This window comes from Tardiphaga sp., from assembly GCF_028290495.1.
In the GTDB taxonomy this organism is placed as follows: Bacteria; Pseudomonadota; Alphaproteobacteria; order Rhizobiales; family Xanthobacteraceae; genus Tardiphaga.
Window position 1 is genome coordinate 1 of sequence record NZ_JAQGJT010000155.1, and the last position, 26,949, is coordinate 26,949.

Genomic DNA, 26,949 nt, shown 5'->3' on the forward strand with positions numbered 1-26,949 from the left:
CGGATCGCCCTGACGGCCGGAGCGGCCGCGCAACTGGTTGTCGATGCGTCGGCTCTCGTGCCGTTCGGTGCCGAGCACGAACAGGCCGCCGGCAGCGAGCGCCTTTTCCTTCAGACGCGCCACCTGCTTGCGGATTTCGTCGGCGCGCGGATCCTTGTCGCGCAGGCCCCAATCCTCGATGTCGGTGATTTCCTGGCGGATGCGCATGTCGGCATTGCCGCCGAGCTGAATGTCGGTGCCGCGGCCGGCCATGTTGGTGGCGATGGTGATCGCGCCCGGTACGCCGGCCTGCGAGACGATGAAAGCTTCCTGCTCGTGATAGCGCGCGTTGAGGATAGCGAAGACCTTGGTCTTGGTGGCGCCGTCGTCGCCGGAATAGAGCGCCGCGAAAGCGTTCGGGTCGGAGAAGTCGTGCGCTTCCCAACCGGCTTCGCGCAGCATCTCGGCGAGCTGTTCGGATTTCTCGATCGAAGTGGTGCCGACCAGCACCGGCTGGCCGCGCAGCTTGCACTCTTCGATCAGCGAAATGATCGAACGGTATTTTTCCTTGTTGGTGCGATAGACTTCGTCGTCGTCGTCGATGCGCACCAGCGGCATGTTGGTCGGGACTTCGAGCACTTCGAGCTCGTAGATGTCCATGAACTCGTCGGCTTCGGTCAAAGCCGTGCCGGTCATGCCCGAGAGCTTCTCGTACATGCGGAAATAGTTCTGGAAAGTGATCGAGGCCAGCGTCTGGTTCTCAGGCTGGATCGGCTGATGCTCTTTGGCTTCGAGCGCCTGATGCAGTCCTTCCGAATAGCGGCGACCCGGCATCATGCGGCCGGTGAACTCGTCGATGATGACGACTTCGCCGTTGCGGACGATGTAGTCCTTGTCACGCTGGAACAGCTTGTGGGCGCGCAGCGCCTGATTGACGTGGTGGACGACGGACACGTTTTCGACGTCGTAGAGCGACTCGCCCTTCAACTCGCCGGCATCGCGCAGGCGGCCTTCGAGCTTTTCCATGCCTGCTTCGGTCAGCGTCACGCTGCGCTGCTTTTCGTCGACCTCGTAGTCGGTCTTGTCGAGCAGAGGAATGTAGCCGTCGATGGTGTTGTAGAATTCCGAGCGATCGTCGAGCGGACCGGAGATGATCAGCGGCGTGCGCGCTTCGTCGATCAGGATCGAGTCGACTTCGTCGACGATCGCATAGAAGTGGCCGCGCTGGCACATGTCCTCGAGCCGGTACTTCATGTTGTCGCGCAGGTAGTCGAAGCCGTATTCGTTGTTGGTGCCGTACGTAATGTCGCAGGCATAGGCTTGCTGGCGCTCGGCATCGTCGAGGCCGTGCACGATCACGCCGGTGGTCAATCCCAGGAAGCTGTAGATCTGGCCCATCCAGCCGCTATCGCGCTTGGCGAGGTAATCGTTGACGGTGACGACGTGGACGCCCTTGCCGGCCAGCGCATTGAGATAGACCGCGAGGGTGGCGACCAGCGTCTTGCCTTCGCCGGTCTTCATCTCGGCGATGTCGCCCTCATGCAGCACCATGCCGCCGATCAGCTGCACGTCGAAGTGTCGCTGGCCGAGCGTGCGCTTGGCGGCTTCGCGGACGGTGGCGAAGGCGGGCACCAGGAGCTCGTCGAGCGTCTTGCCTGCGGCAATTTGCGCTTTGAATTCGGCCGTGCGGGCTTTCAGCGCCTCGTCGGAGAGAGCGGCGATTTCCGGCTCCAGCGCGTTGATGGCTTCGACGCGCGTGCTGTAGGCCTTGATGCGGCGGTCATTGGCGGAGCCGAAAAACTTGCGGGCGAGCGCGCCGATCATAACGAAATCCTGTCTTTGCAGTTCGGCGTTGCCGCCGTGAGATAGTCAGCGGGGCGTCGATCGACCCGTCGGGACGCTTCAGGGCCTCGATCGCGATCGGGCGCCCATGATGCGCGAGAATGGCGTAACCAGGAGGTCACGATCAAAAAATCATGGATCGAAGCGTTCCAATGGCCGCAGCGCAGCCGAAATCGCGCCTTTGCCACCGGGCTGGTTTTGGAGAGATATGGCTGGGGCAGAGGGTTGTCAACGGCGCGAACCTGTCAAGGATTTCATCATTTTGACAGAGTTTTCGCGTTGCCAAGAGGGGTAGTTTAAGTGACTGTCCCGCGGACCCCGATAGCCCCACCTTCCTGAGATAAGGATTTTCCATGACCATCGTATCGCCCGACAAGAAACCGGGCCAGCGCCCGGGGCTCACACTGGCCGCCCTGACCGGCGCCTTCGCGGTGGCGTGGCTCGCCAGCTTCCCGGTCTATGCCCAAGATGCCAGCGCCGCCAACCCGGTGCTGGCCAAGGTCAACGGCTCGGAAATCCGCGCCAGCGACGTCGCTCTGGCTGAAGAAGAACTCGGCCCCAGCCTGGCGCAGATGGATCCGGCGACCAAGAAGGACAACGTTCTGTCGTTCCTGATCGACATGAAGATCGTCGCCAAGGCCGCCGAGGAGAAGAAGATCGCCGACCGCGAGGACTTCAAGACCAAGTTGGCCTTCGCCCGTAACCGCCTCCTGATGGACAATCTGCTGGCGGTCGAAGGCAAGGCCGCGGTGACCGACGACAACATGAAGAAGGTCTATGACGACGCCGCCAAGCAGATCACCGGCGAGGCCGAAGTTCATGCCCGGCACATTCTGGTCGAGACCGAAGCCGAGGCCAAGGCGGTCGCGGAAGAACTGAAGAAGGGCGCCGATTTCGCCGAGCTGGCCAAGAAGAAGTCGAAGGATCCAGGTGCGGCCGATGGCGGCGACCTCGGCTTCTTCACCAAGGATCAGATGGTGCCGGAATTCTCCGCCGTCGCCTTCGCGATGGAGCCGGGCAAAGTCTCGGATCCCGTGAAGTCGCAGTTCGGCTGGCACATCATCAAGGTCGAGGAAAAGCGCAACCGCCAGGCGCCGACCTTCGATCAGGTCAAGCCGCAGATCGAGACCTATGTTGTTCGCAAGGCGCAGGCCGATTACGTGACCACGCTGCGTGCCGCCGCCAAGGTCGAGCGCATGGACCAGGCTGCCGCGACCCCCGACGCCGCCAAGCCGGTCGAAGCGCCGAAGGCGGATGCGCCGAAGCCGACCGACAGCAAGATGGCGCCTGCGAAGAAGTAAGTTAGCGACGAAGCTCTGAACTTCCCCTCTCCCCGCCTAGCGAAGCTTGGCTTCGCCGGGCGGGGAGAGGGAAGAAACCCGCCGCCAGCCGCAACAAAGAAGCCCGCCCTCTACGCAGAAGGCGGGCTTCTTTGCTGAGTAATAGCAGCCGGCGCCCGGCCGCCTTGTCTAAGCCTTCCAGGCATTGCGGTGAAAATACCACGATACCTCTCATTCTGTGCAGTGTGTGCAATTACGCATTGCATCCCGGGGGCGTGCAATTTAGCTCATTGAATTCAAACACCGGGGCCCTCGCGGACGCCGATCATGGATTGGCCAGACGGGCTGGGGCTGTTTCGGAGGGGATCGCGGGATGCACGTTCTTGACAGCAGGATGCCTGGTCGCAAATGGCTTGGCGCCGCATGGCTCGGTGCCGCCCTCCTGATGGCGTCCGGCGCCTGTGCCGCCGACCTTCCGGTGAAAGCGCCGGCCGTCGCGCTCCCGGGCTTCAGCTGGACCGGTTTCTATGCCGGCGTGAATCTAGGCGGCGGCTGGTACAATGGCGGCAACATCATGGGGGATAGCAACGTCGCGGCCATCGTTCCACCGGGCAGTATCGTTGGTTTCCCCACCCCCGGCAGCAACAGTGCCGGGATCTCGGTCGGCGGCCTGGCCGGCTACAACTACCAGATCGGTCGACTGGTCGTCGGCGCGGAGACGGATATCAACTACATCGATATCAAGTCGCAGCGCGCCGGCAGCGGCACGGCGTGTTGTTTCGGCGTTTTTGGCGGTTTCTCGACCGCCACGGAAAGCCTGAGCGCCAGCTCCAGCAGCAAGGTCGACTGGTTCGGCACGGCGCGTGTCCGGCTTGGCTTCGTGCCGGTCGAACGCCTGCTGGTCTACGCCACTGGCGGCCTGGCCTATGGCGGCGTGCAAACCAGCGAACGCAACTCAAACACGTTCTCGCCGGCCGTAATTGCGCCCCGGCTCTGGCTGGGCGATACGTCCGACACCAAGCTGGGCTGGACCGCGGGCGCCGGCGGCGAGTTTGCGCTGACCGATCATCTGATCGTGCGGGGCGAATATCTCTATGTCGATCTCGGCACCAGCCGCGCGGTCGGCAACCTTCAGGGGACGGCGCTGCCGGCGAGCTTGGTCTATTACGCCGCCAGCCGCGACACCAAGTTCAGTGTCGCCCGCGCCGCGCTGAGCTACAAGTTTTAGGGCATGGGCGAGCGGGAAGTAAGCTAAAGCTATTTGCTTCCCGATAGAGCCGCTACATCCGGGTATTGATCTCGCAAAAAGCCCGCCCCCTTTGCAGAGGGCGGGCTTTTTGTTGATTAAAAAACTCAGCCGATCTTGCGGCCGATGTCCAAAAACTTCTGGCGGCGCTGCTGACGGATGGTCGCTGCATCCAAGCCGCGCAGATCGTTGAAGGCCTGGGCGATGGCGTCCCCGGTGGTGGAGATCATGGCGGCGGGATCGCGGTGTGCTCCGCCGGCCGGCTCTTTCAGGATGGAATCGATCACGCCGAACCGGAACAGGTCCTGCGCGGTGATCTTCATGTTGGTGGCGGCTTCCTGCGCCTTGGTGGAATCGCGCCACAGGATCGACGACGCCGCTTCCGGCGAGATCACGCTGTAGATCGCGTGTTCCAGCATCAGGACGCGGCTGGCGGTGGCGATCGCGATCGCGCCGCCCGAGCCGCCTTCGCCGATGATCACGGCGACATTGGCGACGCCGAGACCGAGGCAGGCATCGGTCGAGCGCGCAATCGCCTCGGCCTGGCCGCGCTCTTCCGCGCCGATGCCGGGATAGGCGCCGGCGGTATCGACCAGCGACAGCACGGGAATTCCGAAACGATCGGCCATCTCCATCAGGCGCACCGCCTTGCGGAAGCCCTCGGGGCGCGCCATGCCGAATTTATGCTTCAGCCGGCTTTCGGTGGTGTTGCCCTTTTCCTGGCCGAGCACGCAGACCGCTTCGCCGCGAAACCGGCCGAAGCCGCCGACCAGCGCCTCGTCGTCGCCGAACTTGCGGTCGCCGGCCAACGGCGTGAATTCGGTGATCAGCGCCTCGATGTAATTCATGCAATGCGGCCGCTGCGGATGCCGCGCCACCTGGGTCTTCTGCCACGGCGTCAGGTTGGCATAGAGTTCGTGCAGCGCGCTGGCCGCCTTGTCCTCGATGCGGACGATTTCCTCGCCGATATCGCTGCCGCCGGCGGCGAGCGCGCGCAGTTCATCGACCTTGGAATCGAGTTCGGCGACGGGCTTTTCAAAGTCGAGGTAACTGCGCATGTTTTCGGACATTCAATGCATATGGGAACGACAGACGGCGGGCGAAACTGCCGTCGCAGGCTTTTCAAGTCAAATGAGGCGCGAAGTCAAGGCGAGAGAGGAAATTACCCGTTATAAATCAACGGGTTGATTTTTCCTTCGTCATTGCGAGGAGCTGTTGCGACGAAGCAATCCAGTCTTGCCTCAGCAAAAAGGCTGGATTGCTTCGCTTCGCTCGCAACGACGGTTGAGAGGCCGCGCCGTCTCTGTCGCAACCTTCTAGTCCTCGATCTTCTCATGCGCGTCGGCCTCGCCGCGTTTCCAGTAGCCGGCCGCTTTGGTCCATTCGCGGGGGTGGCCGCGCTCGTCCATGATGTAGCCGCGCAGGCTGCGCGCGACCGTGGCTTCGGCGGCGATCCAGATGAAGCCGTCGCCCGCCGGCAGGGTGAAGCCGGCCAGCGCTTTGCGCAGCGATTCCAGTTCATCGGAGCCCGGCTCGCGCGCGATCCAGTGCGGTGTCCAGACGGCGCGGGTATCGAAATGTTGGGCTTCGCCGACCACGAAAGTCGCGACCGGCACGCCTGCGCGCAACTCCTCGACGCGGCGTCCGATCGCCGGCAGCGCCGTTTCGTCGCCGATCAGGAGGTACCAGTCGAAATCGTCGGGCACCACGGTCGAGCCGCGCGGGCCGCCAATCTGCAGGGTATCGCCGACCCCTGCGGCTTCCGCCCAACTGGTCGCGGGGCCGGCCTCGTGCAACGCGAAATCGATCGCCAGCGTCTGGCCGGCAGGGTCGAAACGGCGCGGCGTGTAGTCGCGCATTTCCGGTTTGTCGCCTTCGCCGGGGAAGAACAGCTTGATGTGGTCGTCATGCGACGGGCTGTGGAAGTCGGCCAGCTCCGGTGACGTGAAATGCAGCCGCAGCATCTGCGCCGTCACGCGCTCGATTGCGGTGACGGTGAGCAGGCGGCGACGGATTTCATGGCGCAGCCGGACGGGCTGGTGACGTGGCGTAACAGCGTCCATCTCAAAGCCTCTCGATCTTGCGGGCGGCTTCATCGATCAGGGCCACCGCGTCGAGCAATTTCTCCTTGTCGAGGCCTTCGCCGAGCCGGTGCATTAGCACGCTCTTCAGGTTGTGCATCGCGCGGCGTACCGGCACGGCGTCGGTGCGTTCGCGCATGGCGCCGAGCGCATCCAGCCGCGCGAACATCGCGGTGACTTCCGCAGTACGTTCGGCGAGATGTGTGGTGCCGTCGGCGCTGATAGCGAACTGTTTGCGCGCGCCTTCCGTGATCTGCTCGTCGATCAGCCCCATCTCGCTGAGCAGCGTCAGCGTCGGATAGACGATGCCGGGGCTCGGCGCATAGGCGCCGCCGGTGCGCTCCTCGATGGCGCGGATCAGGTCGTAGCCGTGGCGCGGCCGGTCGGCGATCAGCTTCAGCAGCACCAGCCGCAGCTCGCCGCCGTCAAATACCCGCCGCCGCCCGCCGCGACCTTCGCCCGGTGCGTCTTCGCCCCAGCCACGCGGGCCGCGCTCGCCGAATCGGCCGTCGCGCGGGCCGGCGTGACGTTCACCGCCATGATGACGGCCGCGGCCTCCGTGGGATTCGTGATGATGTCCAAACATGAGAGTTCCCTTGGTATGTTTTAGATATGGCTAAGATATATCTTTGAAGCGAACGTACAAGCACAAAGATATATCTTTGATGCATTCCGAAATGGGGGCTACGGGGAGGCGGCCGCCAGCGTGCGCTTGCGGCGATGCCACCACCAGGTCGCAAGTCCTGCGATCGCGGCGACGATGATCACCGCGGGAATCCAGATGTGCCTGCCGTAGCCGGAGTGATGCGGCAGGCCGCTGAATTCGTGCAGCGCCGATACCGCCAATACGCCCGGCAACACATGAGCCGGCGCCCAAAGGAATACCGCGAGGATATTGACGGTGTAGAATTTCAGCGGGCCCATGCCGAGCGCGCCTGCGGTGACCGGGGCAAAGGCGCGGATCGGCGGCACGAAGCGGCCGAAGAAAACCGCCAGCGTGCCGAAGCGGTGGAAGAACGCCTCGCTCTGCGCGACGATGGCGGGATATTTCGACATCGGCCACGCTTCGAGGATGCTGCGCTGCTGAACATGCCCGACCCAGAACGCCGAGCCGTCGCCGATCACCGCACCGGCCGCAGCCGCCAGCAGTACCCAGGCCAGATCGAGATCGCCGGACGGCACCAGTGCGCTGAGCGCGAGGATGATGGTCGAGCCGGGGATCACCGAGCCGACCATCGGCACGGCCTCGAGCAGGGCCGCGAGAAACAATGCGAGGTAGCCGAGCCAGGCGTGCGCAGCGACGAAGTGCGTCAGCGATTCAATCCAGGAAGCCACGAATGATCCGATCCGGCGTCATCGCCATCGCTGTTGCCGCATTCATATAGGGATCAAACCGCCGGCGCGGCGCTTTGATCCCGTCCCGGGTGACTGTCGCGTTGCACGCGCAGCCGCGGCTGATTCGCATTGCTGCCTTCCGAAAACACCGTCCAGAACTTATCTCGATGAAAATGCTACGGAACTTTGATCGTCCGGTGGGCTTTGTCCGGCAGCATTGGTCTGCTACGTTCGCGCCAGCACCCCATCCGCAGCCATTTTGAGACTGGTTTCGGCAGATCCGGGACCACGGAGGATTGATGACCGCCGCCATGACCAAACCACACGAAAAGTCCGGATTGTCTTCGGGGATTCCCGACATGAAGGTGTCGGTCCGGAAAGTATTCGGCATCGACTCCGACCTCGAAGTGCCCGCTTTTTCCGACGGCGACCCGCATGTCCCGGACATCGACTCCGATTATCGCTTCGACCGCAACACCACGCTGGCCATTCTGGCGGGCTTCGCGCGCAACCGCCGCGTCATGGTCACCGGCTTCCACGGCACCGGCAAGTCGACCCATATCGAGCAGGTCGCCGCCCGCCTGAACTGGCCCTGCGTGCGCGTCAACCTCGACAGCCACATCAGCCGTATCGATCTGGTCGGCAAGGACTCCATCGTCGTCCGCGATGGAAAACAGGTCACCGAATTCCGCGATGGCATCCTGCCCTGGGCGCTGCAGAACAACATCGCGCTGGTGTTCGACGAATACGACGCCGGTCGCCCGGACGTGATGTTCGTGATCCAGCGCGTGCTGGAAGTCTCTGGTCGCCTGACGCTGCTGGACCAGAACAAGGTGATCAAGCCGCATCCGTCGTTCCGGTTGTTCTCGACCGCCAACACGATTGGTCTCGGCGACACGTCGGGCCTCTATCACGGCACCCAGCAGATCAACCAGGGCCAGATGGACCGCTGGTCGATCGTCACCACGCTGAACTATCTGGCGCATGACGAGGAAGTCGAGATCGTGCTGGCCAAGGCCAAGCACTACCGCACCAATGAGGGCCGCGACATCGTCAACAAGATGGTTCGTCTCGCCGACCTCACCCGCAACGCGTTTGCCAATGGCGACCTGTCGACGGTGATGAGCCCGCGTACCGTGATCACCTGGGCCGAGAACGCCGACATCTTCAGCGACATCGGCTTCGCATTCCGCGTCACCTTCCTCAACAAGTGCGACGAACTGGAGCGCCCGCTGGTGGCGGAATTCTACCAGCGCTGCTTCAATGCCGAGTTGCCGGAGAGCTCGGTCAACGTGGCGCTGAGCTGAGTTTGCGACGGGGCTGATGGTCTCCCTCCCCTTGCGGGGAGGGGTGGCCGAGCCAGGCGAAGCAAAGCTTCGCCGCCCGCGGAGGCCGGGGTGGGGGTCAACGCGGCAATAGCGTTTGTGGTTTCCCCTACCCGACGCATCGTTCGCTTCGCTCCCGATGCGCCACCCTGCCCGCAAGGGGGAGGGAAAAGACAGAGCAGCGAAGCTCAAGGTCCGCACCGCGATGAGCACAACCACCACCAACAAATTCCGCACCGGCTCGAAAGAAGCGCCGACCGAGCCGTTCAAGCGCGCGGTGACGTCGTGCCTGCGGGCCATCGCCAAGTCGCCTGAGCTGGAAGTCACCTTCGCCGCCGAGCGGCCCGGCCTGTCGCCGGGCAAGGCCCGCCTTCCAGAACCCGCGCGGAAAATGAGCAAGCGCGACGCCGCCATCGTGCGCGGCCACGCCGATTCCATCGCGCTGAAGATCGCCTGTCATGATCCGAAAGTGCATCGCAAGCTGATGCCGGGCAATCCGCAGGCGCGTGGCGTTTTCGAGGCGGTCGAGCAGGCCCGCGTCGAGGCGATCGGCTCGCGCCGCATGGCCGGCGTGGCGAAGAACCTCTCGGCAATGCTCGACGACCATTTCCACCGCGGCAAGTTCGACGAGATCACCGATCGCGCCGACGCGCCGCTCGCCGATGCGCTGGCGATGCTGGTGCGCGAACGCCTCACCGGGCTGGCGCCGCCTAACGCGGCCAAGAAGATGGTCGACCTGTGGCGTCCGATCTTGGAAGACAAGATCGGTCACCGTCTCGACCAGCTCGACGGCCTCACCGAAAACCAGGCCAAGTTCGGCGACGCCGTGCATGATCTGCTATCGGCGCTGGAATTGGGCGACGACCGCAACGCCGAGTCCTCCGAGGACGAGAGTGAGGACGACGAGCGGCAGGGCGAGAACGATCAGGCCGGCGCCGAAGGCTCACCGGAAAGCGACGCCTCGCAGGAAATGAGCGCCGACCAGGCGCAGGCGACCTCGGACGAGATGTCCGAACAGTCGATGGAAAGCGCGCAGGCCTCGACCTCCGACACGTTCGACGACGGTGAGCTTGGCGACGACGAGACGCCGGGCGAGGCGACGCGACCAAATTCGCGCGGCGCCAACGAACCGCGCGGGCCCGAATATCACGCCTTCGCTCCGAAGTTCGACGAGGTGATCGCCGCCGAAGACCTCTGCGACCACGATGAGCTGGAGCGCCTGCGCTCCTATCTCGACAAGCAGTTGGCGCATTTGCAGGGCATCGTGGCGCGTCTGGCCAACCGGCTGCAGCGCAAATTGATGGCGCAACAGAACCGCGCCTGGGACTTCGATCTCGAAGAAGGCATCCTGGATCCCGCGCGGCTGTCCCGCGTGGTCACCGATCCGCACCATCCTTTGTCCTTCATGCACGAGAAGGAAGCCACCTTCCGCGATACTGTAGTGACGCTGCTGCTCGACAATTCCGGCTCGATGCGCGGCCGCCCGATCACGGTGGCGGCGACCTGCGCCGACATTCTGGCGCGGACGCTGGAGCGCTGCGGCGTCAAGGTCGAGATTCTCGGCTTCACGACGCGGGCCTGGAAGGGCGGGCAGTCGCGCGAGGCGTGGCTCGCCGCGGGCAAGCCAGCCAACCCCGGCCGTCTGAATGATTTGCGCCACATCATCTACAAGTCCGCCGATGCGCCGTGGCGCCGCGCGCGAAAGAACCTTGGCTTGATGATGCGCGAAGGCCTCCTGAAGGAGAACATCGACGGTGAGGCGCTGGACTGGGCGCACAAGCGTCTGCTGGCCCGTTCCGAGCAACGCAAGATCCTGATGATGATCTCCGACGGCGCGCCGGTCGACGACTCCACTTTGTCGGTCAATCCCGGCAACTATCTGGAGCGCCATCTGCGCCACATCATCGAGGAGATCGAGACGCGGTCCCCGGTCGAGCTGATCGCGATCGGCATCGGCCACGACGTGACGCGCTACTATCGCCGCGCCGTGACGATTGTGGACGCCGAAGAGCTCGGTGGCGCGATCACCGAGAAGCTCGCCGAATTGTTCAGCGAGACGTCGGGCGCGGCACCGACCGGTCGCCGCCGTCGCAAGCTGCATTAGTGTTTTGATGAAAGCGCTCTGGCCGAAGCGCCCTCTCCCCCCTTGCGGGGGAGGGGCGGGGAGGGGGGTAAACATAAGCGGTAATGTTCGTGGCACCCCCACCCCTGGCCCCTCCCCGCAAGGGGGAGGGGAGTCGGTGCGCCGCCGCATCGGCACGACGCTGGCAGCGTTCGTCGCCCTCGCCGCTCTAGCGATCTCGCCTCTCGCTCACGCGCAATCCGCACTGGGGCCCGCTGCGCCGCTGCCCAAATCCCCCGTCTCCATCGAGGTCGAGGCGCGTCCGATTGCGTCGTTCGATCCGCGCGACCGCAGCCATCTGCAGTTCGGTTCGCTGCGCTATCGCAGCGGTCTCGTCCTCACCTCGAAACATCGCGAATTCGGCGGCCTGTCCGGGTTGAGGCTGGATGCCAATGGCGAAGGCTTCGTCGCCATCAGCGACAAGGGCAACTGGTTCACCGGCAAGATTGCCTATAGCGGCAGCGCGATGGTTGGCCTGACGGATGTCGAGGTGGCGCCGATCCTGGGCGCCGACGGCAAGCCGCTCACCGCACGCGGCTGGTTCGATACTGAGTCCATCGCCGTCGACGGGCCGACCGTCTATATCGGCATCGAGCGCGTGCACCAGATCCTGAAATTCGATTTCGGGCGCGACGGCGTCCGTGCCCGCGGCGAAGTGCTGCCGCAGCCGGCCGGCATGCGCCGGTTGCCATCCAATGGCAGTCTGGAATCCCTGGTGGTCGGGCGCAAGGGCATGGCGCTGGCCGGCACGCTGATCGCGATCTCCGAACGCGGTCTCGATGCCAGCGGCAACATCATGGCGTGGCTCATCGGCGGCAAGGCGCCGACGCAATTTTCGGTGCGCCGCACCGACAGCTACGACATCAGCGACGCCGTACAGTTGCCGTCCGGCGACCTGCTGCTGCTGGAGCGGAAATTTTCGCTGTTCGGCGGCGCCGGCATTCGTATTCGCCGCATCGCGCTGGCGTTGATCACGCCTGGGGCAACCGTCGACGGCGCTTCGATCTTCGACGCCGACCTTGGCTATGAGATCGACAATTTCGAAGGCATCGACGTCCATGTGACGGCGGAGGGCGACACCGTGCTGACGCTGATCTCCGACGACAATTTCTCGATGCTGCAACGAACCCTGTTGATGCAGTTTACGCTGGTGGAATAGCGCAGGCCAACGAACGCCTACGCTGCTGCGGCGCCGTTCTGCTCCGCGCCGAGCAGCTTGCGGATTTCCGCCGCGGGCTTTGCCGCACTGAACAGGTAACCCTGCATCTGCGTGCAGCCGAGCTTGCGCAGCAATTCCTTCTGCATCTCGGTCTCGACGCCTTCCGCGGTGGTGGTCATGTTGCGCGAGGCGGCGATGTTGACGACGGCCTGCACGATCGCCGACGAGCCGTGCGGTTCACCGATATCGGCGACGAAGCAGCGGTCGATCTTGATCTTGTCGAACGGGAAGCGTTGCAGATAGCTCAGGCTCGAATAGCCGGTGCCGAAATCATCCAGAGCGATGCGGACGCCGAGTTCGCGCAGGCCATGCAGGATGGCGAGTGCGATGTCATCGTCGCGGATCAGCACGGCCTCGGTGATCTCCAGCTCCAGCCGCCGCGCCGGCAGGCCGGACGCCAGCAGCGCCGCGGCGACCTTGAGCGATAGTGTGTGGCTGCGGAACTGGAGCGGCGAGACGTTGACCGCGACGCTGATGTCGCCGGGCCAGCTTGCCGCTTCCATGCAGGCGGTGCTCAGCACCCACTCGCCGAGCTGGCTGATGACGCCGATCTCTTCGGCGACGGGGATGAATTCCGCCGGAGAGATCATGCCGTGCTCGGGATGGCGCCAGCGCAACAGCGCCTCGCAGCCGGTCACCATGTCGTCGTTCAGATCGACCAGCGGCTGGTAATAGACTTCGAATCCGCCTTCGCGGAAGCCGTCACAGGCTATCGCCTGACGCAGATCGAGCTCCAGCATGCGGCGCGCCCGTACCTTGGCGTCCATCTGCGACTCGAAGAAGCGATAGGTGCGCCGGCCGTCGGCCTTGGCGCTGTACATCGCCAGGTCGGCGTTTTTCAGCAGCGTATCGAGATCGTTGCCATCCTTCGGCGCCAGCGCGATGCCGATGCTGGCGTCGGTCAAAAGGCGGTGGCCGATGCATTCAAACGGCTCGCGGATCGCGGCATAGATGCCGGCGATCAGATCGGTGACGTCCTTCCGGGTTTCGATCGAGGTCTGCACGATGGCGAATTCATCGCCGCCGAGCCGGGCTACGATGTCCGACCCGCGCACGCAGCCGCGCAGCCTTTGTGCGATCGCCTTCAGCAGTTCGTCGCCGACCGGGTGGCCGAGCGAGTCGTTGATGCCCTTGAATTCGTCGATGTCGATGTAGAGCACTGCGCACTGCGTGCCGGTGGCGAGACGCGCCAGTTCACGCTCCAGTTCGGCGCGGAACAACGTGCGGTTCGGCAGGTCGGTCAGCGCGTCGTAATGCGCCAGATGGGCGATCTTCTCTTCGTTGAGGCGGCGTTCGGTGATGTCATCATGGGTTGCGACCCAGCCGCCGTCGGCCACCGGATGGCCCGTGAGCTGGATCGAGCGGCCATCGCCGATCTCCACAACCGATGTATTGACGATGCCCTTCGTGGCCCGCGTCTGGGCAACATACTCATCGACGTCTCCGGTGAACGAGCCGGTCGCCTTGCGAAGGCTTATCAATTCGTGAAACGTCATGCCCGGTCTGACCTCGTGCGGCGACAGGCCGTAGATGTCGAGATAGCGCTGGTTGCGGATCACCACGCGGGTTTCCGCGTCGAACAGCACCAGGCCGTGCGACATGTTGTTCATGGCTGTGTCGAGCCGGTTCTTTTCCAGTTTGAGCAGCGCCTGTGCGGCTCGGTGCTGCCGGCGGATATGGCGGATCACCAGGATCAGCAGGCCGGTGATGATCAGCGCGCAGAGGCATGCGGTGGCGATCAGGAAGCGGGTCTGGCTGCGCCAGTCCACCAGAACGCCGTCAACCGTCGCGGTCGCGATCAGCGCGATCGGGAAATCGCGCAGCAAGCGGATCGAGCCGACGCGTTCGACATTGTCGATCGGGCTGATCACGCGCATCGTTGCGGGTTCGTCGCTGAAGCGCAAATGCTGCAGCAGCGCGCCCTTGCCGATCTTGCGACCGGATATGCCGATCTTGGGATAGCGTGCCAGCAGCGTGCCGTCGCGATGGAACATGGATATCGCGGCGTTTTCGCCGAGCATCAGGGAGGCGAAGAATTTCTCGAGCTGGTCGGGTTCGATGCCGCGGGTGATCATGCCGAGGAATTCACCCTCCGGCCCGCTGATGCGGCGCCCGAACAAGGTCTTCGGGCGTCCGGTAATGCGGCTCTGGATCGGCTGCACGATTTCGCTGTCGTTGCTGAATTCCTGTGCCTTGATCGCCTGGAAATAATCGCTGTCGGTGACGTTGAGCTCCGGTGCGGGCCATTGGCCCGACCAGTTGATCAGGTTGCCTTCTGCATCGATCACGGTGATGTCGCCGGCGAGTTCGTCGTCGATCTTCGAGCGCAGCATGATATGGGATTCGTAGCTCGACATCCGGTTGGCGAAGCTCATCGGCGAACGCACGCCGTTGGCCAGCAGGTCGGCGGTGAGGCTTCTCTGGATGCGCTGCAGGTCCTGGAACTGCTGGTCGAAATGCCGCGTCAGCAACAGCACCGTATTTTCCAGCTCGCGCGCGGAATTGGCCAGCGCGCGCTGACGGAAATTATTGACGGTCATCGCGGTGCCGAGCGCGATCGCCGAAATCAGCAGCACGCCGGCCACGATCAGCCAGCGCACCGGGCTACGCCGCGGTATCAAAAGGCCGTTGCGGGCGCCGCGCGGCACAGTCATGTCGATGGCGTCGGCCTTCTGGCCCAACAGACGAAACTTCATGTCGTCACTCCCCGAGGGAGATGATTAACGGGGAACTATGGAGGGGATGTTAGCAAGGCAGGTGAACGGGCGGTTAATATATATACCTGAGATGGTGATCGGCCCGGTCAGGCGGCCATCCATTTTTGCCGAATCGTGGCCGGAAAGGTCTGGTTGCGGCCGTGGGCCTTGGCGGAATACAGCGCCATGTCGGCGTGGCCCACGAGATCGGCCGGCTCGCGGCTGGCGGATGGCACCAGGCTTGCGGCGCCGATGCTGACGGTGACCGCAGCTCCGGCGTCGAGCGCTTCGACGTTGACGCGGATCCGCTCGCCCAGTTCGATCGCCTCGGCCAGCGACAGGCCGGGCAGCACCAGCGCGAATTCCTCGCCGCCATAACGCGCAGCGCAGTCGCTGGCGCGCTGCGCCTGGCCGGCGATGCAGCCTGCGATCTCGACCAGCACCGTATCGCCGGCCTGATGACCGAACGTATCGTTGAACGCCTTGAAGTGATCGGCGTCGATCATCAACAGTGCCAGCGGGCTGCGGGCGCGCAACGCGCGCTGCCATTCCTTGGCCAGCATGGCATCGAAATGGCGCCGATTGCCGAGGCCGGTCAGCGCGTCGGTCATCGCAAAACGCAACATCTGGTGCTCGATGCCGGCACGCTTCTTCATCTCGCGCATCAGCAGCAGCATCACCGCCAGGGCGATCAAGCCAAGCGCGCACATTGCGCCGCAGATCTGCAGCGCGTCGTGGCGCCATTGTCCGTAGATCGCCGCGGTGGAGCGGCCGACGATCACGATCAGCGGGTTATGCGCGTCCCGCCAGACATAGAGCCGCTCGATGTTGTCGATCTTGCTGGTGCCGAGGTTGGAGCCGGAAAATGACGCCAGCGCCTTCTCCACGCGTGGCAGCCGGCTGAGGTCGGCGCCGATGATGTCCATGTCGAACGGCTCGCGCAGGATCAGCACGCCGTCCTGCCGGATCACGGTGATGACGTCGTCCGGCTGCAACTGCAGCCGCGCGATCAACTCGTGGAAATAGCTGTAGCGAATGAAGTCGGTGACGACGCCGAGCAGGCTGCCGTCTTGCGCGGCGATGCGCCGGCTCAGCACGATGCCATAGACGCCCTGGTGCAGCATCGGCCTGGAAATATACAGCCCGGCCAGCGGATCGCGCTGATGCACCCGGAAGAATTCCTCGTCGGCGAAATTCTGTACCTTCGGTACCGGCGCCGTGGAATCAATGGTGACGTTGCCGAGCACGTCGAGCACCTGGATTGGGCCGGAATGCCGCACGATGGTGGCATGGTTGAACAGGACCAACTGCCGCATCCGGGGCGTGGCGGCGAGCACTTCCGGTACCGTCATGTTGGCAGCGACCTCGCGTAACCACAGGTCGTGCATTTCGATGTTGCGGTTGATCTCGGCGTCGATCCCGGTGGCGAGATTGCCCAGCGTCTGCTGCGCCAGCCGCTCGTCGCCCTGCCGCATGCTGAACAGCACGCTGCCGCAGATCGCCAGAAATCCGATCACCACCAGCATCACGCCGGCGAGTAGCCAGCGCGGCGAGATCCGGCGGGTGGGTTCTGGGACAGGCCGTGCAGGCATCGATGGGGGCGCATCTCTCGGGGGCGGCGCGATGGAGCAAATACCTACCATCCCCGTGCTCGATGTCGGACGGCTGAGCGACGATATCCCCTCACGTTTCCGCGAACGGCGCGACATGGTTAATGCGCGGTAAATAAAGCCCGGTCGTTCGGATTGTCGACGAGTCGTGTTAGCGATGGCAGAACGGGATGCGGAGAAGCGGCAGATGATCGAGGCGGTGATCTTTGATTTCGGCGGGGTGATCACCTCGTCGCCGTTTGAAGCCTTTGCGCGCTTTGAACGCGAGCGCGGGCTGCCCGCCGACATCATCCGCCGCACCAATGCGGAAAACCATTTCGAGAATGCCTGGGCGCGGTTCGAGCGCGCCGAACTCGACATCGAGGCGTTCGACGAACTGTTCGCCCAAGAATCCCGTGCGCTCGGCGCCGAGGTGCGCGGCCGCGATGTAGTGACGCTGCTGAAGGGCGAGATCCGCCCCGAAATGGTCGAGGCGCTACGGCGGATCAAGGCGCGGTTCAAAACCGGCTGCATCACCAACAACCTGCCGGCCAATGCGATGGGCTCGTCCGATGGCCGTGCGCTCTACGTTGCCGAGGTGATGGTGCTGTTCGACCATGTCATCGAGAGCGCGAAGATCGGCCTGCGCAAACCCGATCCGAAGATCTACGCGATGATGACCGAGGCATTGTTGGTCGACCCGCATTGTTGCGTCTATCTCGACGACCTCGGCGTCAACCTGAAGCCGGCGCGCGCCATGGGCATGACCACGATCAAGGTAAGCGACGCCGCCACGGCGATCGCGGAACTGGAAGCGGCCACCGGGATGACATTGGGGTAGGGGGCGGGGGCCGTGGGGCTCACAGTCCGCACCCACAGCTCAAACAAGTGGGCGGCAAGCTTTCGCCCGCCGCCGCGTATATCGGGCTACACGTCCTACAGAATGGAGCGGTCCACGTCCCGCACTTCGCCAGTGCGGGCGTCAATGTCGACCTCGATCCACTTGCCGTAGCTGTCGCGGCCCTCGATCTCCCATTGCTCGCCGGTGAAATGGGTGTTCGAGACCGTCACCACGCCGATCTCGCTGGCCACCGCCAGCGCCTGCTCCAGCGTGAACGGCCCGACCGGCGCCTCGAGAAGCGGCGGCCCGCTGACGTAGGGCCGGCTGCCGAAATCGGCCGCCAGCACCGGCGTCGCAGCACCAATCGCTATCGCTGCTACAAGCGGTGTCATCGCCTTGCGCCATGTGTTCTGCATCGGAATTCTCCTCGATTGTCCCCGCGCCGCACCGCAGCGCACCGAGGACAGAACCGCTCGTGCGGCAGGGTGTTCCCGCCGCATATGGGGCGATGTTGTGGTGGGCGAGCCGTCGGAATAAGTGATATTAATCAGCCTCCGCCCTCACGGAGCCGACATGTCCAAGCCAGCGATCGCACCGTCGCCGCCGCCTGGGATGCCGAAGCCGCGGTGTGGAGGGACCATTGCGACGATATCCCCGCCGCTGCCGACGCGGACACGCTCGACGAACTGCTGGCGAAAATCTCGACGATGGCGCTCGACCCCTTGCCGGACAATCATCCGGATGTGGTGCCGGAGCAGTTGTTCCTGCAGATCATGGCGCTACGCGAAGTCGAACCCGCGGTGATCTGAATGGCGCTGGCGTTCGACCGGCTGCTGCGAGAATTGCTGCGCGCCGCCGGTTGCACGCTGGTTCGGCAAGGGCGCGGTATTCACGAAATTTGGCACAGCCCGATCACGCAGCGAAACTTCACTGTGCCCATTGGCATGCCCAGCCGACACACCGCCAATGCCATCCTGCGGCAGGCGGAATTGCCGAAGGCATTTTGAGAGCAGGGCGCCGTAGTTGCGCTATTCCGCTCGACGCGATCCTTCGATCTATTTCCGGTAACCGCCGACCTTCGGCTTGAGTATGTCTGAATTATCGTCGGCCCACGTAACAAGAACGGCCGGATCCCGCGATCCGGCCGTTCTCAAATTCTGATCTTCGCTAAACCGCCAGCGGCGGCGCGAAAAGCTTACGCCGCGGAGGCAGCTTCGACCGGGGCTTCCACAGCCGGGGTCTTCTTCTCGATGGCGCGCTTGAGTAGCACGGCCTTCGGCGAGAGCTCATGCTCCTTGGCCTTGATCAGGTAGGCGTCAAAGCCGCCGCGGTGATCGACCGACTTCACGGCGTTGGTGCAAACGCGCATCCGCACGCCGCGGCCCAGTGCGTCCGACAGGAACGTCACATTGACCAGGTTCGGCAAAAACCGGCGCTTGGTCTTGTGGTTCGAGTGGCTCACCTTGTGGCCGACCTGGGGGCCCTTGAGTGTCAGTTCGCAGCGACGGGACATGGCGAAAATCCTTTGTCATCCCCGCACCAGCCATTCGCCAGGCAGGGGTTGTAAATCGAGTCCATTTTCAGGAACCGCGGACCTATAGGGCGTGTGAGCAGCAGCGTCAAGATATCCGGGCAACATTAGCCGGGCATGTCGCTTGTTCGAGCTGCGCGATGCCCGCGGCGGTGCGGTTCAGCGGGCCGGTTCCATCATATAATCGACGTATTCGAACCGGAAACATCGCCTGTCGCAGCCGCGCCTTGGCAGTACCTTGGTCGTCTCTTGCAGTATACTGCGTGGATCGTCATCAATCCACTGCCGGATGCCACGCGCGGCCGGCTGCATCGGGTTTTGCCTGGGGCGTCGCTTGAGGAAATGTCGAAGTGAACCCTGTCGTGAAGACGTTTTACTCCCTCTGCGCCCTGTTGCAGGTTGCGGCGGGACTGCTGGCGGTGACCATGCTGCTGGCCTCTGCTGCGCCTGCGGCGGCGCAGGGCAGGCTGGAGGCCAAATATGAAGCCAGCCTCGCCGGCATTCCGGTCGGCCGCGGCGGCTGGTCGATCGACATTTCCGATGATTCCTACAGCGCCGCGGCGCAGGGCGGCACGTCCGGCCTGCTGAAGGCCTTTGCCGGTGGTACCGGCACCGGCTCGTCCGCGGGCCGCGTTGTTGCCGGCACCCTGGTGCCCTCGACCTATACTGCCACCACCACGTCGTCGAAGAAGTCCGAGGTGATCCGGATGGTGCTGGCCGCCGGCTACGTGAAGGAATTTACGATCGAGCCGGAGCCGCCGGTCGATTCCGACCGGCTTGTCATCACCGACGCGCATCGCCGCAACGTGCTCGATCCGATGACTGGCTCGCTGCTGCGCGTGGCGGGCACCGGCGAGGTTCTGGCGGCGGATTCCTGCCGCGTCGGGACCTCGATCTTCGATGGCCGCATGCGTTACGACCTCAAGCTCGATTACAAGCGGATGGAGACCGTCAGGGCGGAGAAGGGCTATCGCGGCCCGGCGATCGTCTGCGCGCTGTATTTCACTCCGGTCGCCGGCTACATCCCGGACCGCGCCGCGATCAAATATCTCGCCGCTCAGCGCAACATCGAAGTCTGGTTCGCGCCGATCGCCGGCACCCGCGTGCTGGTGCCGTTCAAGGTCACGGTGCCGACACCGCTTGGCACCGCCGCGCTGGAGGCGGTCGAGTTCGTCACCACCGCCGTACCGCCGCGCACCGCGGCGAAGACGAATTAATCACTGCCGCGCAGCTTGACTCAAAGCCGGTTTGGAGTCCTCGAAGCGTTCATGAATTCCGCGGTTTTGCAGCCCTTGTGACGCCGCCGCAAACTTGATCTAGTGAAGCAAGGCATTCGTTCACGCGAGATGTTGGGGTCGAGCAGGTGGAGCGGTGCGGAGTCACCGATTCGGGCTGGTTTCGTTCCGGCCCCGTTCCAAAGCTTACCGCCGCGCGCTTTCCGGCGTTACAAAGTGATACAGACTTGAAAAGCCGGCGACGCAGAAATACCTGAAATTATGGCCTTTTCTTCCTCCCCGCTGCTGCCGTCCAACGGCAGGGCTCCTGGCGCCGGTGTCACCGCGGTGCTCGGTCCCACCAATACGGGCAAGACCCATCTGGCGATCGAGCGGATGCTGGCGCACTCCTCGGGGATCATCGGCCTGCCGCTGCGCCTCCTGGCGCGCGAGGTCTATAACAAGATCGTCGATCGTGCCGGGCCGGAATCGGTGGCGCTGATCACCGGCGAGGAGAAGATCAAGCCGGCGCGGCCGCGCTACTGGGTTTCCACCGTCGAGGCGATGCCGCGCGACATCGATTTCTCCTTTCTCGCCGTCGACGAGATCCAGATCGCCGCCGATCTCGAGCGCGGCCATGTCTTTACCGACCGCATCCTGCACCGCCGCGGCCGCGACGAGACGCTTTTGCTCGGTGCTGCCACCATGCGCCCGATCATCGAGCGGCTGCTGCCGGGCGCCAGCATCGTGACGAGGCCGCGGCTGTCGCATCTGGAATTCGCCGGCGACCGCAAGATCACGCGGCAGCCGCGGCGCACCGCGATCGTCGCGTTCTCGGCCGACGAGGTTTACGCCATCGCCGAGCTAATCAAGCGCCAGCACGGCGGCGCGGCCGTTGTGCTGGGCTCGCTCAGTCCGCGCACCCGCAACGCGCAGGTCGCGATGTTCCAGAATGGCGACGTCGATTATCTCGTCGCCACCGATGCGGTCGGCATGGGCCTGAACCTCGATGTCGATCACGTGGCCTTCGCCTCCGACCGTAAATATGACGGCTACCAGTTTCGCCGGCTCAACCCGTCGGAGTTCTCGCAGATCGCGGGCCGCGCCGGGCGCGCGACGCGCGACGGCACCTTTGGGACGACAGGCCGCTGCGCGCCGTTCGAGCCCGAACTGGTCAATGCGCTGCAGAATCACACCTTCGACAGCGTGAAGGTGCTGCAATGGCGCAATTCCAGGTTGGATTTCTCCTCGATCGCCTCGTTGCAGGTGTCATTGGCGGCGGTGCCCAACCATGAGGCGCTGACTCGTGCGCCGATAGCCGAGGATCTGCGCGTGCTCGACCACGCCGCGCGCGATCCTGACGTAAAGGAGTGGGCGCAAGGCAAGGCCGCGGTCGAAAAACTGTGGGAGGCCTGCCAGATTCCGGACTACCGTCGCATTGCGCCGGCGGCGCATGCCGAGCTGGTGGTGACGATCTACGGCTTCCTGATGCAAAGGGGCCGCATTCCCGATGCATGGTTTGGCGCACAAATAGCGCAAGCGGATCGTACAGATGGTGATATCGACACATTGTCGGGGCGAATCGCCCAGATAAGGACCTGGACCTTTGTGGCAAATCGTCCGGATTGGCTCGCCGATCCCGAACATTGGCAGCAAATATCTCGCGAACTTGAAAATAAACTGTCAGATGCACTGCATGAACGGCTCACGGAGCGTTTCGTTGATCGCCGTACCAGTGTATTGATGCGCCGCTTGCGGGAAAATACGATGTTGAATACTGAAATTGGTAAAACTGGCGAAGTGATCGTAGAGGGCCATGTAATTGGCCGTCTGGACGGTTTCACCTTTGCGCCTGATGCGGCCGAGGCCGGCTCAGACGCCAAGGCCTTGCAGGCCGCCGCGCTGAAGGCGCTGGCCGGTGAAATCGAGGCGCGCGCCGAGAAATTGTCGAACGCCCCCGATGACCAGTTCGTGCTGGCCTCCGACGGCACGCTGCGCTGGACCGGCGACGCGGTGGCGCGGCTGGTTGCGGCCGACGACGTGCTGCATCCCCGCTTGCGCATCATTTCCGACGATCGCCTTAACGGCGCGCCGCGCGACGCGGTGCAGACGAGGCTCGATCTCTGGCTCAAGACGCATATCGAGAAGCTGTTGGGTCCGTTGTTCGACCTGACCAAGGCCGAAGATGTTACCGGCATCGGCCGCGGCATCGCCTTCCAGCTCACCGAGGCGCTCGGCGTGCTGGAGCGGCAGAAGATCACCACCGAGATGAAGGATCTCGACCAGCCGTCGCGCGCCACTTTACGCAAATACGGCGTGCGGTTCGGCGCCTATCACATCTATGTCCCTGCACTCCTGAAGCCCGCGGCGCGCGCACTGGCGCTGCTGCTGTGGGCGCAGAAGCAGGACAATGTCGACATGTCGGCGCTGTCCACTGCGCAGCATTTGGCCGGCTCCGGCCGCACCTCGTTCCCGGTCGACAAGCTGCTGGACCGCGACGCCTACCGCATCCTCGGCTATCGCCAGTGCGGCGAGCGCGCGGTGCGCGTCGATATTCTCGAACGTTTGGCTGACCTCATTCGTCCCGCTCTGTCGTGGCGCGAAGCCTCACCGGGCGAGAAGCCCGCCGGCGCCTTCGATGGCCGCAGCTTCGTGGTAACGCAGGCGATGACCTCGCTGACCGGTTCGGCCGGCGAAGATTTCGCCTCGATCCTGCGCGCGCTGGGCTATCGCATGGAGAAGCGTGCGCCGCTGCCGCCCGCGCCGCCCCGGCCGGTGGCCGCGACGACGCCTGTCGAAGTGGTGGCTGCTGACGCGGCCTCAACCGAGGCCGTGGTTGCCGATGGCGTGGCCGACGAGCCTGCCATTGCCGTCGAGACTCAGGGAATCGCCGACATCGCTGGTGATGCGCCTGTCGCTGAGGACGTGATCGAATCGCCGTCGGCCTCTCTGCTGCCGGATGTCGACTTGGTGCCGAGCGCGGTGAGCGAAGAAGCTGCCGTCGAGTTGCAGCCCGATCCGGCGACGGCGCCTGCCGAAGCCGCGGTTGAGGAAACTGCAGTTGTTGAAGACGCGGCACCGGTCGAAGCGACCGCTGTTGCCAAGCCTGCCGCTGAATCCGAAACCACTGAAGCCGAAGCCGTCGCAACGGACGTTTCGGCTGCGGAAGGTTCGAGCGAAGCTGTGGCAGTTGAAGCCGCCGCGCCCGAAATGGTGGAAGTCTGGCGTCCCGGCGGCCGTTCGGAAGAGCGTCGCCCGCCGCGCCACGACCGTAACCGCCATCAGCGCAACGCCAATCCATCCGGCGCCGCGCAGCCCGCCGAAGGCGAAGCGCCGGCCGATGGCGCCAGGCGCGAGCGCACCGGCGATCGTCCCAACCAAGGCCGCCGCGATCGCAGCGAATTCCGCCGTCCGCGCCCCGACGCGCCTGCGGCCAATGCCGGCGCAGCTGCGGAAGGCGCGCCGAATCGTGGTCCGCGCGACAACGACAACAAGGGTCGTCCGCCGCGCGAGCGCTTCGGCGACAAGAAACCCGGCGAGAAGAGCTTCGGCGACCGCGGCAAGGGTAAGTTCAAGGGCGGCGACCGCGACAAGGGCGGCCGCGACGGTCGTCCCGACCGCAATGATCGCAACAGCGGCGGCGCGACGCGTCCCTACGCCACCAGTGCTGCGCCGCGCGAGCGTGATCGCCCGATCGATCCGAACTCGCCCTTCGCCAAGCTGGCTGCGCTCAAGGAACAACTGACCGCGCGCAAGGATTGAGCTGGTCCTCATGGTGAGGAGGCGCCTCTTCGGCGCCGTCTCGAACCATGAGGGACTTGCCGCCATCCCCAGCGAATGGCCTTGCCATTTGCTGGAGACGCGGCCAAGTGGCAGCACCTCAGGATGAGGGCTGAGTTGAAATATCGATCGTGTGACAGGTGGTGATTGGAGCGCCAGCGTCTCGATAAATGGCTGTGGCATGCGCGGGTGGTGAAAGCCCGTAGCGGTGCGGCTGCGCTGGTCGAGGGCGGGCGGGTCCGCATCAACGGCACGCGGGAAAAATCACCGGGTCATGGCGTCAAGATCGGCGATGTCGTGACCGTCGCGCTGGATCGTACTGTACGGGTGATGAAGGTCACCGGCTTTGCCGAGCGGCGCGGCGACGCCACCGCCGCGAAAGCGCTGTACGGCGATTTGCAACAGCCGCCCGAATAACTATCTCAGCAGGATGCCGCGCCGGATTCACCATTGGCAGCAGCTTCTTGCTATTCGCCGGCAGGCGTCTACCGATGCGCGCAGCATCCCTTGCGGCGACCCTGCGGGTGCGCTACGCCAACCCTTGAAAATCGATCGTTTCCGGAGCCATGGATGACCTACGTCGTCACCGAAGCCTGCATCAAGTGCAAGTATACCGACTGTGTTGAAGTTTGCCCCGTGGATTGCTTTTACGAGGGTGACAACATGCTCGTGATCCATCCGGATGAATGCATCGACTGCGGCGTCTGCGAACCTGAATGCCCGGCCGACGCCATCAAGCCTGACACCGAATCTGGCCTGGAGAAGTGGCTCGAGGTGAATACCGAATACGCCAAGCTCTGGCCGAACATCACCCAGAAGAAGGACGCGCCTCCTGACGCCAAGGAATTCGACGGCGTCGATGGCAAGTTCGACAAGTTCTTCTCCCCGGCACCGGGCACCGGCGACTAACCCGCACGGCAGCTCATGCCGGCGGCGGCTTCTTCCCCCGGCGAGAAATTTACCCTGACGTCGATTATGACCTGCCGGCGGCCCTGAAGCGGCCTCGGCGGCCATAAATCATTGATTTTTGCGGGAAATGTGCTATTATAGGCACAATTCGAATAGCTGGACCCTGTGGTGCCGCTGATTGGGCCTGCCGGGTTCCCCGTTAAACATCAAACAGGGGCGCGGCAGTTCCCGTGCACAGGCTGTGTCACAGAAAACGCGTAAAAAGAGTGTTTTGAAGGCGGCGAAGGTTTCACCGTCGAAAGTGTCGCCCTCCAAAGTTTCACCGTCGAAAGTTTCTGCGAAGCCCGCTTCGAAGAAAGCAGCCGCGGCGAGCCGTGTTGCAACCAAAAGCCGTGCCCGGGTTTCTGTCAAGGACACCCGGACCAATGCGAAGGTCGCGGCGGCCAAATTTTCAAAAGACAAGCCTTCAAAAGACAAGTCCTCGAAAAACAAAAGAAGTGAAATGCCCAATAAGACTGCAAAGCCTGCCGCCAAGGTTGCTCCCAAGGTGGAGACCAAGGCGACCGTGAAGCCTGTTGTTGCTGCCGCCAAGCCTCCCGTTGCCAAGACTGCCGCGCCGAAGGAAGCCGTGAAGCCTGTGGCCAAGCCGGACGTTGCTGCCAAGGCCCCGGTTGCCAAGGCGCCTGTTGCCAAAACGGCCGCTGTCGCTGCCAAGCCGGCCGCGCGCGCGGAGGAGCCGAAGAAGGTTCTGACCCAGCGCCAGGGCTTCAAGACCGGCGAGTTCGTGGTCTATCCGGCGCATGGCGTCGGCCAGATCCTCGCCATCGAGGAGCAGGAGATTGCAGGCGCCAGGCTTGAACTGTTCGTGATCAATTTCATGAAGGACAAGATGACGCTGCGGGTGCCGACCGCCAAGGTGGCGAATGTCGGTATGCGCAAGCTGTCGGAGCCGGCGCTGGTCAAGCGCTCGCTGGAGACGCTGAAGGGCCGCGCTCGCATCAAGCGCACGATGTGGTCGCGCCGCGCCCAGGAATACGAAGCCAAGATCAATTCCGGCGACATCGTTGCGATCGCCGAAGTGGTCCGCGATCTGTTCCGTTCGGACTCGCAGCCCGAACAGTCCTACAGCGAACGCCAGCTCTATGAAGCCGCGCTGGATCGTCTGTCGCGCGAAATCGCAGTCGTGCAGCACGTCACCGAGACCGAAGCAGTCAAGGAGATCGAAGGCCAGCTCGCCAAGAGCCCGCGCCGCGGGGCCAAGGCCGAAGCCGGCGCCGACGCCGGTGCGGAATCCGACGAGGATGGCGACGATGTCGCCGCCGCCGACGAAGCAGCGTAAGCAGTTTTACGGATCAAAGTTCAAAAGCCCGGCGGAAACGCCGGGCTTTTTGCTGTCGTCATTGCGAGCCAACGGGTCCGGCTTCGCCGGCCCGACGACAGGCTCCGCGAAGCAATCCAGACGCCGCAAGCGAAGAACTGTATTGCTTCGTCGCAACGGCTAAGGGGAAAGCTGGAAGCCAGCTTTCCTTGACCTCGCAATGACGAGGTTAATCCACCACGATCTTCACGCGCTCTCGCGCCTTGATGCTGGCGTTGCCGTCGAGGCCATTGAGAATGCGAAAGCGCTCCAGCGGGCGGTCGACGCCGGTCATGCGGTGGGCGATCGAATCGACGGTGTCGCCGGGTTGCACCGTGATCACCTTGAGGCGCAGCGGGCGTGCGGCCTGGATTTCGGCCAGCGTCAGGCGGCGGAACGAGCCCACGGTGTCGCGCGCGTTGCGTTCGCTCTCGTTGCCCTTCTGCTTGGCGGCGAAGATGAAGCGGTAGACGTCGCTGCCGAAGCGCAGCGCGTAGACCTTGAATTGCCAGCTATCGCCGTGCGCGGTCGCCGACGCCACCGGAAAACCGTTGATGGTGAGATCCTCGGTCGAGGCCTTGTCGACATTCTCCATCCAGCCGG

24 protein-coding genes are annotated in these 26,949 nt (G+C 63.9%); 13 read left to right on the plus strand and 11 right to left on the minus strand.

Annotation, left to right across the window (positions count from 1 at the left end):
- Positions 1 to 1,803: preprotein translocase subunit SecA (gene secA, locus JWQ24_RS23005; protein WP_299812964.1), on the minus strand; the 1,803-nt coding region annotated here is incomplete at its 3' end.
- A gap of 371 nt (positions 1,804 to 2,174) precedes the next feature.
- Between secA and JWQ24_RS23010 the strand changes: the two genes are divergently transcribed.
- Positions 2,175 to 3,122 (plus strand): peptidylprolyl isomerase, encoded by a 948-nt coding sequence (locus tag JWQ24_RS23010; RefSeq protein WP_299812967.1) that lies wholly within the window; start codon positions 2,175 to 2,177, stop codon positions 3,120 to 3,122.
- A gap of 352 nt (positions 3,123 to 3,474) precedes the next feature.
- Positions 3,475 to 4,329, plus strand: coding sequence for an outer membrane beta-barrel protein (locus JWQ24_RS23015; protein WP_299812969.1), 855 nt, complete (start codon positions 3,475 to 3,477; stop codon positions 4,327 to 4,329).
- A gap of 125 nt (positions 4,330 to 4,454) precedes the next feature.
- Here the strand turns inward: JWQ24_RS23015 and JWQ24_RS23020 are convergent, their stop codons facing one another.
- The 5 genes from JWQ24_RS23020 to JWQ24_RS23040 form a co-directional block, all read right to left on the minus strand.
- Positions 4,455 to 5,417, minus strand: a complete 963-nt coding sequence (locus tag JWQ24_RS23020; RefSeq protein ID WP_299812972.1) for an acetyl-CoA carboxylase carboxyltransferase subunit alpha — start codon at positions 5,415 to 5,417, stop codon at positions 4,455 to 4,457.
- Between the two features lie 246 nt (positions 5,418 to 5,663).
- Positions 5,664 to 6,410 (minus strand): siderophore-interacting protein, encoded by a 747-nt coding sequence (locus JWQ24_RS23025; protein WP_299812975.1) that lies wholly within the window; start codon positions 6,408 to 6,410, stop codon positions 5,664 to 5,666.
- A 1-nt stretch (position 6,411) separates the two neighbouring features.
- Positions 6,412 to 7,014 (minus strand): PadR family transcriptional regulator, encoded by a 603-nt coding sequence (locus JWQ24_RS23030; RefSeq protein ID WP_299812978.1) that lies wholly within the window; start codon positions 7,012 to 7,014, stop codon positions 6,412 to 6,414.
- A gap of 98 nt (positions 7,015 to 7,112) precedes the next feature.
- A complete protein-coding gene (locus JWQ24_RS23035) occupies positions 7,113 to 7,763 on the minus strand; it encodes a DedA family protein (RefSeq protein WP_299812981.1) in 651 nt (216 codons plus the stop codon).
- Complete coding sequence (locus JWQ24_RS23040) at positions 7,747 to 7,893, minus strand: hypothetical protein (RefSeq protein ID WP_299812984.1); 147 nt, start codon at positions 7,891 to 7,893, stop codon at positions 7,747 to 7,749. Before JWQ24_RS23040 ends, JWQ24_RS23035 begins: the two co-directional genes overlap by 17 nt.
- 169 nt (positions 7,894 to 8,062) lie before the next feature.
- Here JWQ24_RS23040 and cobS point away from each other — a divergent pair, with 169 nt between their 5' ends.
- The 3 genes from cobS to JWQ24_RS23055 all read left to right on the plus strand — a co-directional run bounded on the left by cobS (position 8,063) and on the right by JWQ24_RS23055 (position 12,369).
- Positions 8,063 to 9,070 carry a cobaltochelatase subunit CobS gene (gene cobS, locus JWQ24_RS23045; RefSeq protein ID WP_299812987.1) on the plus strand — a complete coding sequence of 336 codons (1,008 nt, stop codon included), beginning with the start codon at positions 8,063 to 8,065 and terminating at the stop codon, positions 9,068 to 9,070.
- 223 nt (positions 9,071 to 9,293) lie between these two features.
- Positions 9,294 to 11,192 carry a cobaltochelatase subunit CobT gene (cobT, locus tag JWQ24_RS23050; RefSeq protein WP_299812990.1) on the plus strand — a complete coding sequence of 633 codons (1,899 nt, stop codon included), beginning with the start codon at positions 9,294 to 9,296 and terminating at the stop codon, positions 11,190 to 11,192.
- 223 nt (positions 11,193 to 11,415) lie between these two features.
- Positions 11,416 to 12,369 (plus strand): esterase-like activity of phytase family protein, encoded by a 954-nt coding sequence (locus JWQ24_RS23055; RefSeq protein ID WP_299813023.1) that lies wholly within the window; start codon positions 11,416 to 11,418, stop codon positions 12,367 to 12,369.
- 17 nt (positions 12,370 to 12,386) lie between these two features.
- Here JWQ24_RS23055 and JWQ24_RS23060 read toward each other — a convergent pair whose 3' ends face one another.
- On the minus strand, positions 12,387 to 15,125 hold the full coding sequence (locus JWQ24_RS23060) for an EAL domain-containing protein (protein WP_299812993.1): 2,739 nt from the start codon (positions 15,123 to 15,125) through the stop codon (positions 12,387 to 12,389).
- Between the two features lie 107 nt (positions 15,126 to 15,232).
- Positions 15,233 to 16,717 carry a sensor domain-containing diguanylate cyclase gene (locus JWQ24_RS23065; RefSeq protein WP_299812996.1) on the minus strand — a complete coding sequence of 495 codons (1,485 nt, stop codon included), beginning with the start codon at positions 16,715 to 16,717 and terminating at the stop codon, positions 15,233 to 15,235.
- 205 nt (positions 16,718 to 16,922) lie between these two features.
- On the opposite strand from JWQ24_RS23065, the gene JWQ24_RS23070 reads away from it, so the two are divergent.
- Positions 16,923 to 17,555 carry an HAD-IA family hydrolase gene (locus tag JWQ24_RS23070; protein ID WP_299813026.1) on the plus strand — a complete coding sequence of 211 codons (633 nt, stop codon included), beginning with the start codon at positions 16,923 to 16,925 and terminating at the stop codon, positions 17,553 to 17,555.
- A gap of 95 nt (positions 17,556 to 17,650) precedes the next feature.
- Here JWQ24_RS23070 and JWQ24_RS23075 read toward each other — a convergent pair whose 3' ends face one another.
- Positions 17,651 to 17,971 carry a PepSY domain-containing protein gene (locus tag JWQ24_RS23075; RefSeq protein ID WP_299812999.1) on the minus strand — a complete coding sequence of 107 codons (321 nt, stop codon included), beginning with the start codon at positions 17,969 to 17,971 and terminating at the stop codon, positions 17,651 to 17,653.
- Between the two features lie 210 nt (positions 17,972 to 18,181).
- Here JWQ24_RS23075 and JWQ24_RS23080 point away from each other — a divergent pair, with 210 nt between their 5' ends.
- Positions 18,182 to 18,364 (plus strand): DUF1902 domain-containing protein, encoded by a 183-nt coding sequence (locus tag JWQ24_RS23080; RefSeq protein ID WP_299813002.1) that lies wholly within the window; start codon positions 18,182 to 18,184, stop codon positions 18,362 to 18,364.
- A complete protein-coding gene (locus tag JWQ24_RS23085) occupies positions 18,365 to 18,562 on the plus strand; it encodes a type II toxin-antitoxin system HicA family toxin (protein WP_299813005.1) in 198 nt (65 codons plus the stop codon).
- Positions 18,563 to 18,750: 188 nt separating this feature from the next.
- On the opposite strand, the gene rpmB is transcribed toward JWQ24_RS23085, so the two are convergent.
- Positions 18,751 to 19,068: a 50S ribosomal protein L28 gene (rpmB, locus tag JWQ24_RS23090; RefSeq protein ID WP_299813008.1), complete on the minus strand. Its 318-nt coding sequence runs from the start codon at positions 19,066 to 19,068 to the stop codon at positions 18,751 to 18,753.
- Positions 19,069 to 19,511: 443 nt separating this feature from the next.
- Here rpmB and JWQ24_RS23095 point away from each other — a divergent pair, with 443 nt between their 5' ends.
- From JWQ24_RS23095 to JWQ24_RS23115, 5 genes are all read left to right on the plus strand, one after another.
- Positions 19,512 to 20,303 (plus strand): DUF3108 domain-containing protein, encoded by a 792-nt coding sequence (locus JWQ24_RS23095; RefSeq protein WP_299813029.1) that lies wholly within the window; start codon positions 19,512 to 19,514, stop codon positions 20,301 to 20,303.
- Positions 20,304 to 20,582: 279 nt separating this feature from the next.
- Positions 20,583 to 24,062, plus strand: coding sequence for a helicase-related protein (locus tag JWQ24_RS23100; RefSeq protein ID WP_299813011.1), 3,480 nt, complete (start codon positions 20,583 to 20,585; stop codon positions 24,060 to 24,062).
- A gap of 165 nt (positions 24,063 to 24,227) precedes the next feature.
- Positions 24,228 to 24,497 carry an RNA-binding S4 domain-containing protein gene (locus tag JWQ24_RS23105; protein WP_299813014.1) on the plus strand — a complete coding sequence of 90 codons (270 nt, stop codon included), beginning with the start codon at positions 24,228 to 24,230 and terminating at the stop codon, positions 24,495 to 24,497.
- A 153-nt stretch (positions 24,498 to 24,650) separates the two neighbouring features.
- Positions 24,651 to 24,989 carry a ferredoxin FdxA gene (gene fdxA / locus JWQ24_RS23110; protein ID WP_299813017.1) on the plus strand — a complete coding sequence of 113 codons (339 nt, stop codon included), beginning with the start codon at positions 24,651 to 24,653 and terminating at the stop codon, positions 24,987 to 24,989.
- Positions 24,990 to 25,173: 184 nt separating this feature from the next.
- Entirely contained in the window at positions 25,174 to 26,328 is a 1,155-nt protein-coding gene (locus JWQ24_RS23115; protein WP_299813032.1) for a CarD family transcriptional regulator, read from the plus strand.
- 208 nt (positions 26,329 to 26,536) lie between these two features.
- On the opposite strand, the gene JWQ24_RS23120 is transcribed toward JWQ24_RS23115, so the two are convergent.
- The coding region (locus tag JWQ24_RS23120) for a LysM peptidoglycan-binding domain-containing protein (RefSeq protein WP_299813020.1) at positions 26,537 to 26,949 on the minus strand (413 nt) is incomplete at its 5' end.

Coding starts and splice junctions, on each gene's coding strand:
- JWQ24_RS23010 (WP_299812967.1), top strand. CDS start 2,175: ATGACCATCGTATCGCCCGACAAGAAACCGGGCCAGCGCCCGGGGCTC.
- JWQ24_RS23015 (WP_299812969.1), top strand. CDS start 3,475: ATGCACGTTCTTGACAGCAGGATGCCTGGTCGCAAATGGCTTGGCGCC.
- JWQ24_RS23020 (WP_299812972.1), bottom strand. CDS start 5,417: ATGTCCGAAAACATGCGCAGTTACCTCGACTTTGAAAAGCCCGTCGCC.
- JWQ24_RS23025 (WP_299812975.1), bottom strand. CDS start 6,410: ATGGACGCTGTTACGCCACGTCACCAGCCCGTCCGGCTGCGCCATGAA.
- JWQ24_RS23030 (WP_299812978.1), bottom strand. CDS start 7,014: ATGTTTGGACATCATCACGAATCCCACGGAGGCCGCGGCCGTCATCAT.
- JWQ24_RS23040 (WP_299812984.1), bottom strand. CDS start 7,893: ATGCGAATCAGCCGCGGCTGCGCGTGCAACGCGACAGTCACCCGGGAC.
- cobS (WP_299812987.1), top strand. CDS start 8,063: ATGACCGCCGCCATGACCAAACCACACGAAAAGTCCGGATTGTCTTCG.
- cobT (WP_299812990.1), top strand. CDS start 9,294: ATGAGCACAACCACCACCAACAAATTCCGCACCGGCTCGAAAGAAGCG.
- JWQ24_RS23060 (WP_299812993.1), bottom strand. CDS start 15,125: ATGAAGTTTCGTCTGTTGGGCCAGAAGGCCGACGCCATCGACATGACT.
- JWQ24_RS23065 (WP_299812996.1), bottom strand. CDS start 16,717: ATGCCTGCACGGCCTGTCCCAGAACCCACCCGCCGGATCTCGCCGCGC.
- JWQ24_RS23070 (WP_299813026.1), top strand. CDS start 16,923: ATGATCGAGGCGGTGATCTTTGATTTCGGCGGGGTGATCACCTCGTCG.
- JWQ24_RS23075 (WP_299812999.1), bottom strand. CDS start 17,971: ATGCAGAACACATGGCGCAAGGCGATGACACCGCTTGTAGCAGCGATA.
- JWQ24_RS23085 (WP_299813005.1), top strand. CDS start 18,365: ATGGCGCTGGCGTTCGACCGGCTGCTGCGAGAATTGCTGCGCGCCGCC.
- rpmB (WP_299813008.1), bottom strand. CDS start 19,068: ATGTCCCGTCGCTGCGAACTGACACTCAAGGGCCCCCAGGTCGGCCAC.
- JWQ24_RS23095 (WP_299813029.1), top strand. CDS start 19,512: ATGCTGCTGGCCTCTGCTGCGCCTGCGGCGGCGCAGGGCAGGCTGGAG.
- JWQ24_RS23100 (WP_299813011.1), top strand. CDS start 20,583: ATGGCCTTTTCTTCCTCCCCGCTGCTGCCGTCCAACGGCAGGGCTCCT.
- fdxA (WP_299813017.1), top strand. CDS start 24,651: ATGACCTACGTCGTCACCGAAGCCTGCATCAAGTGCAAGTATACCGAC.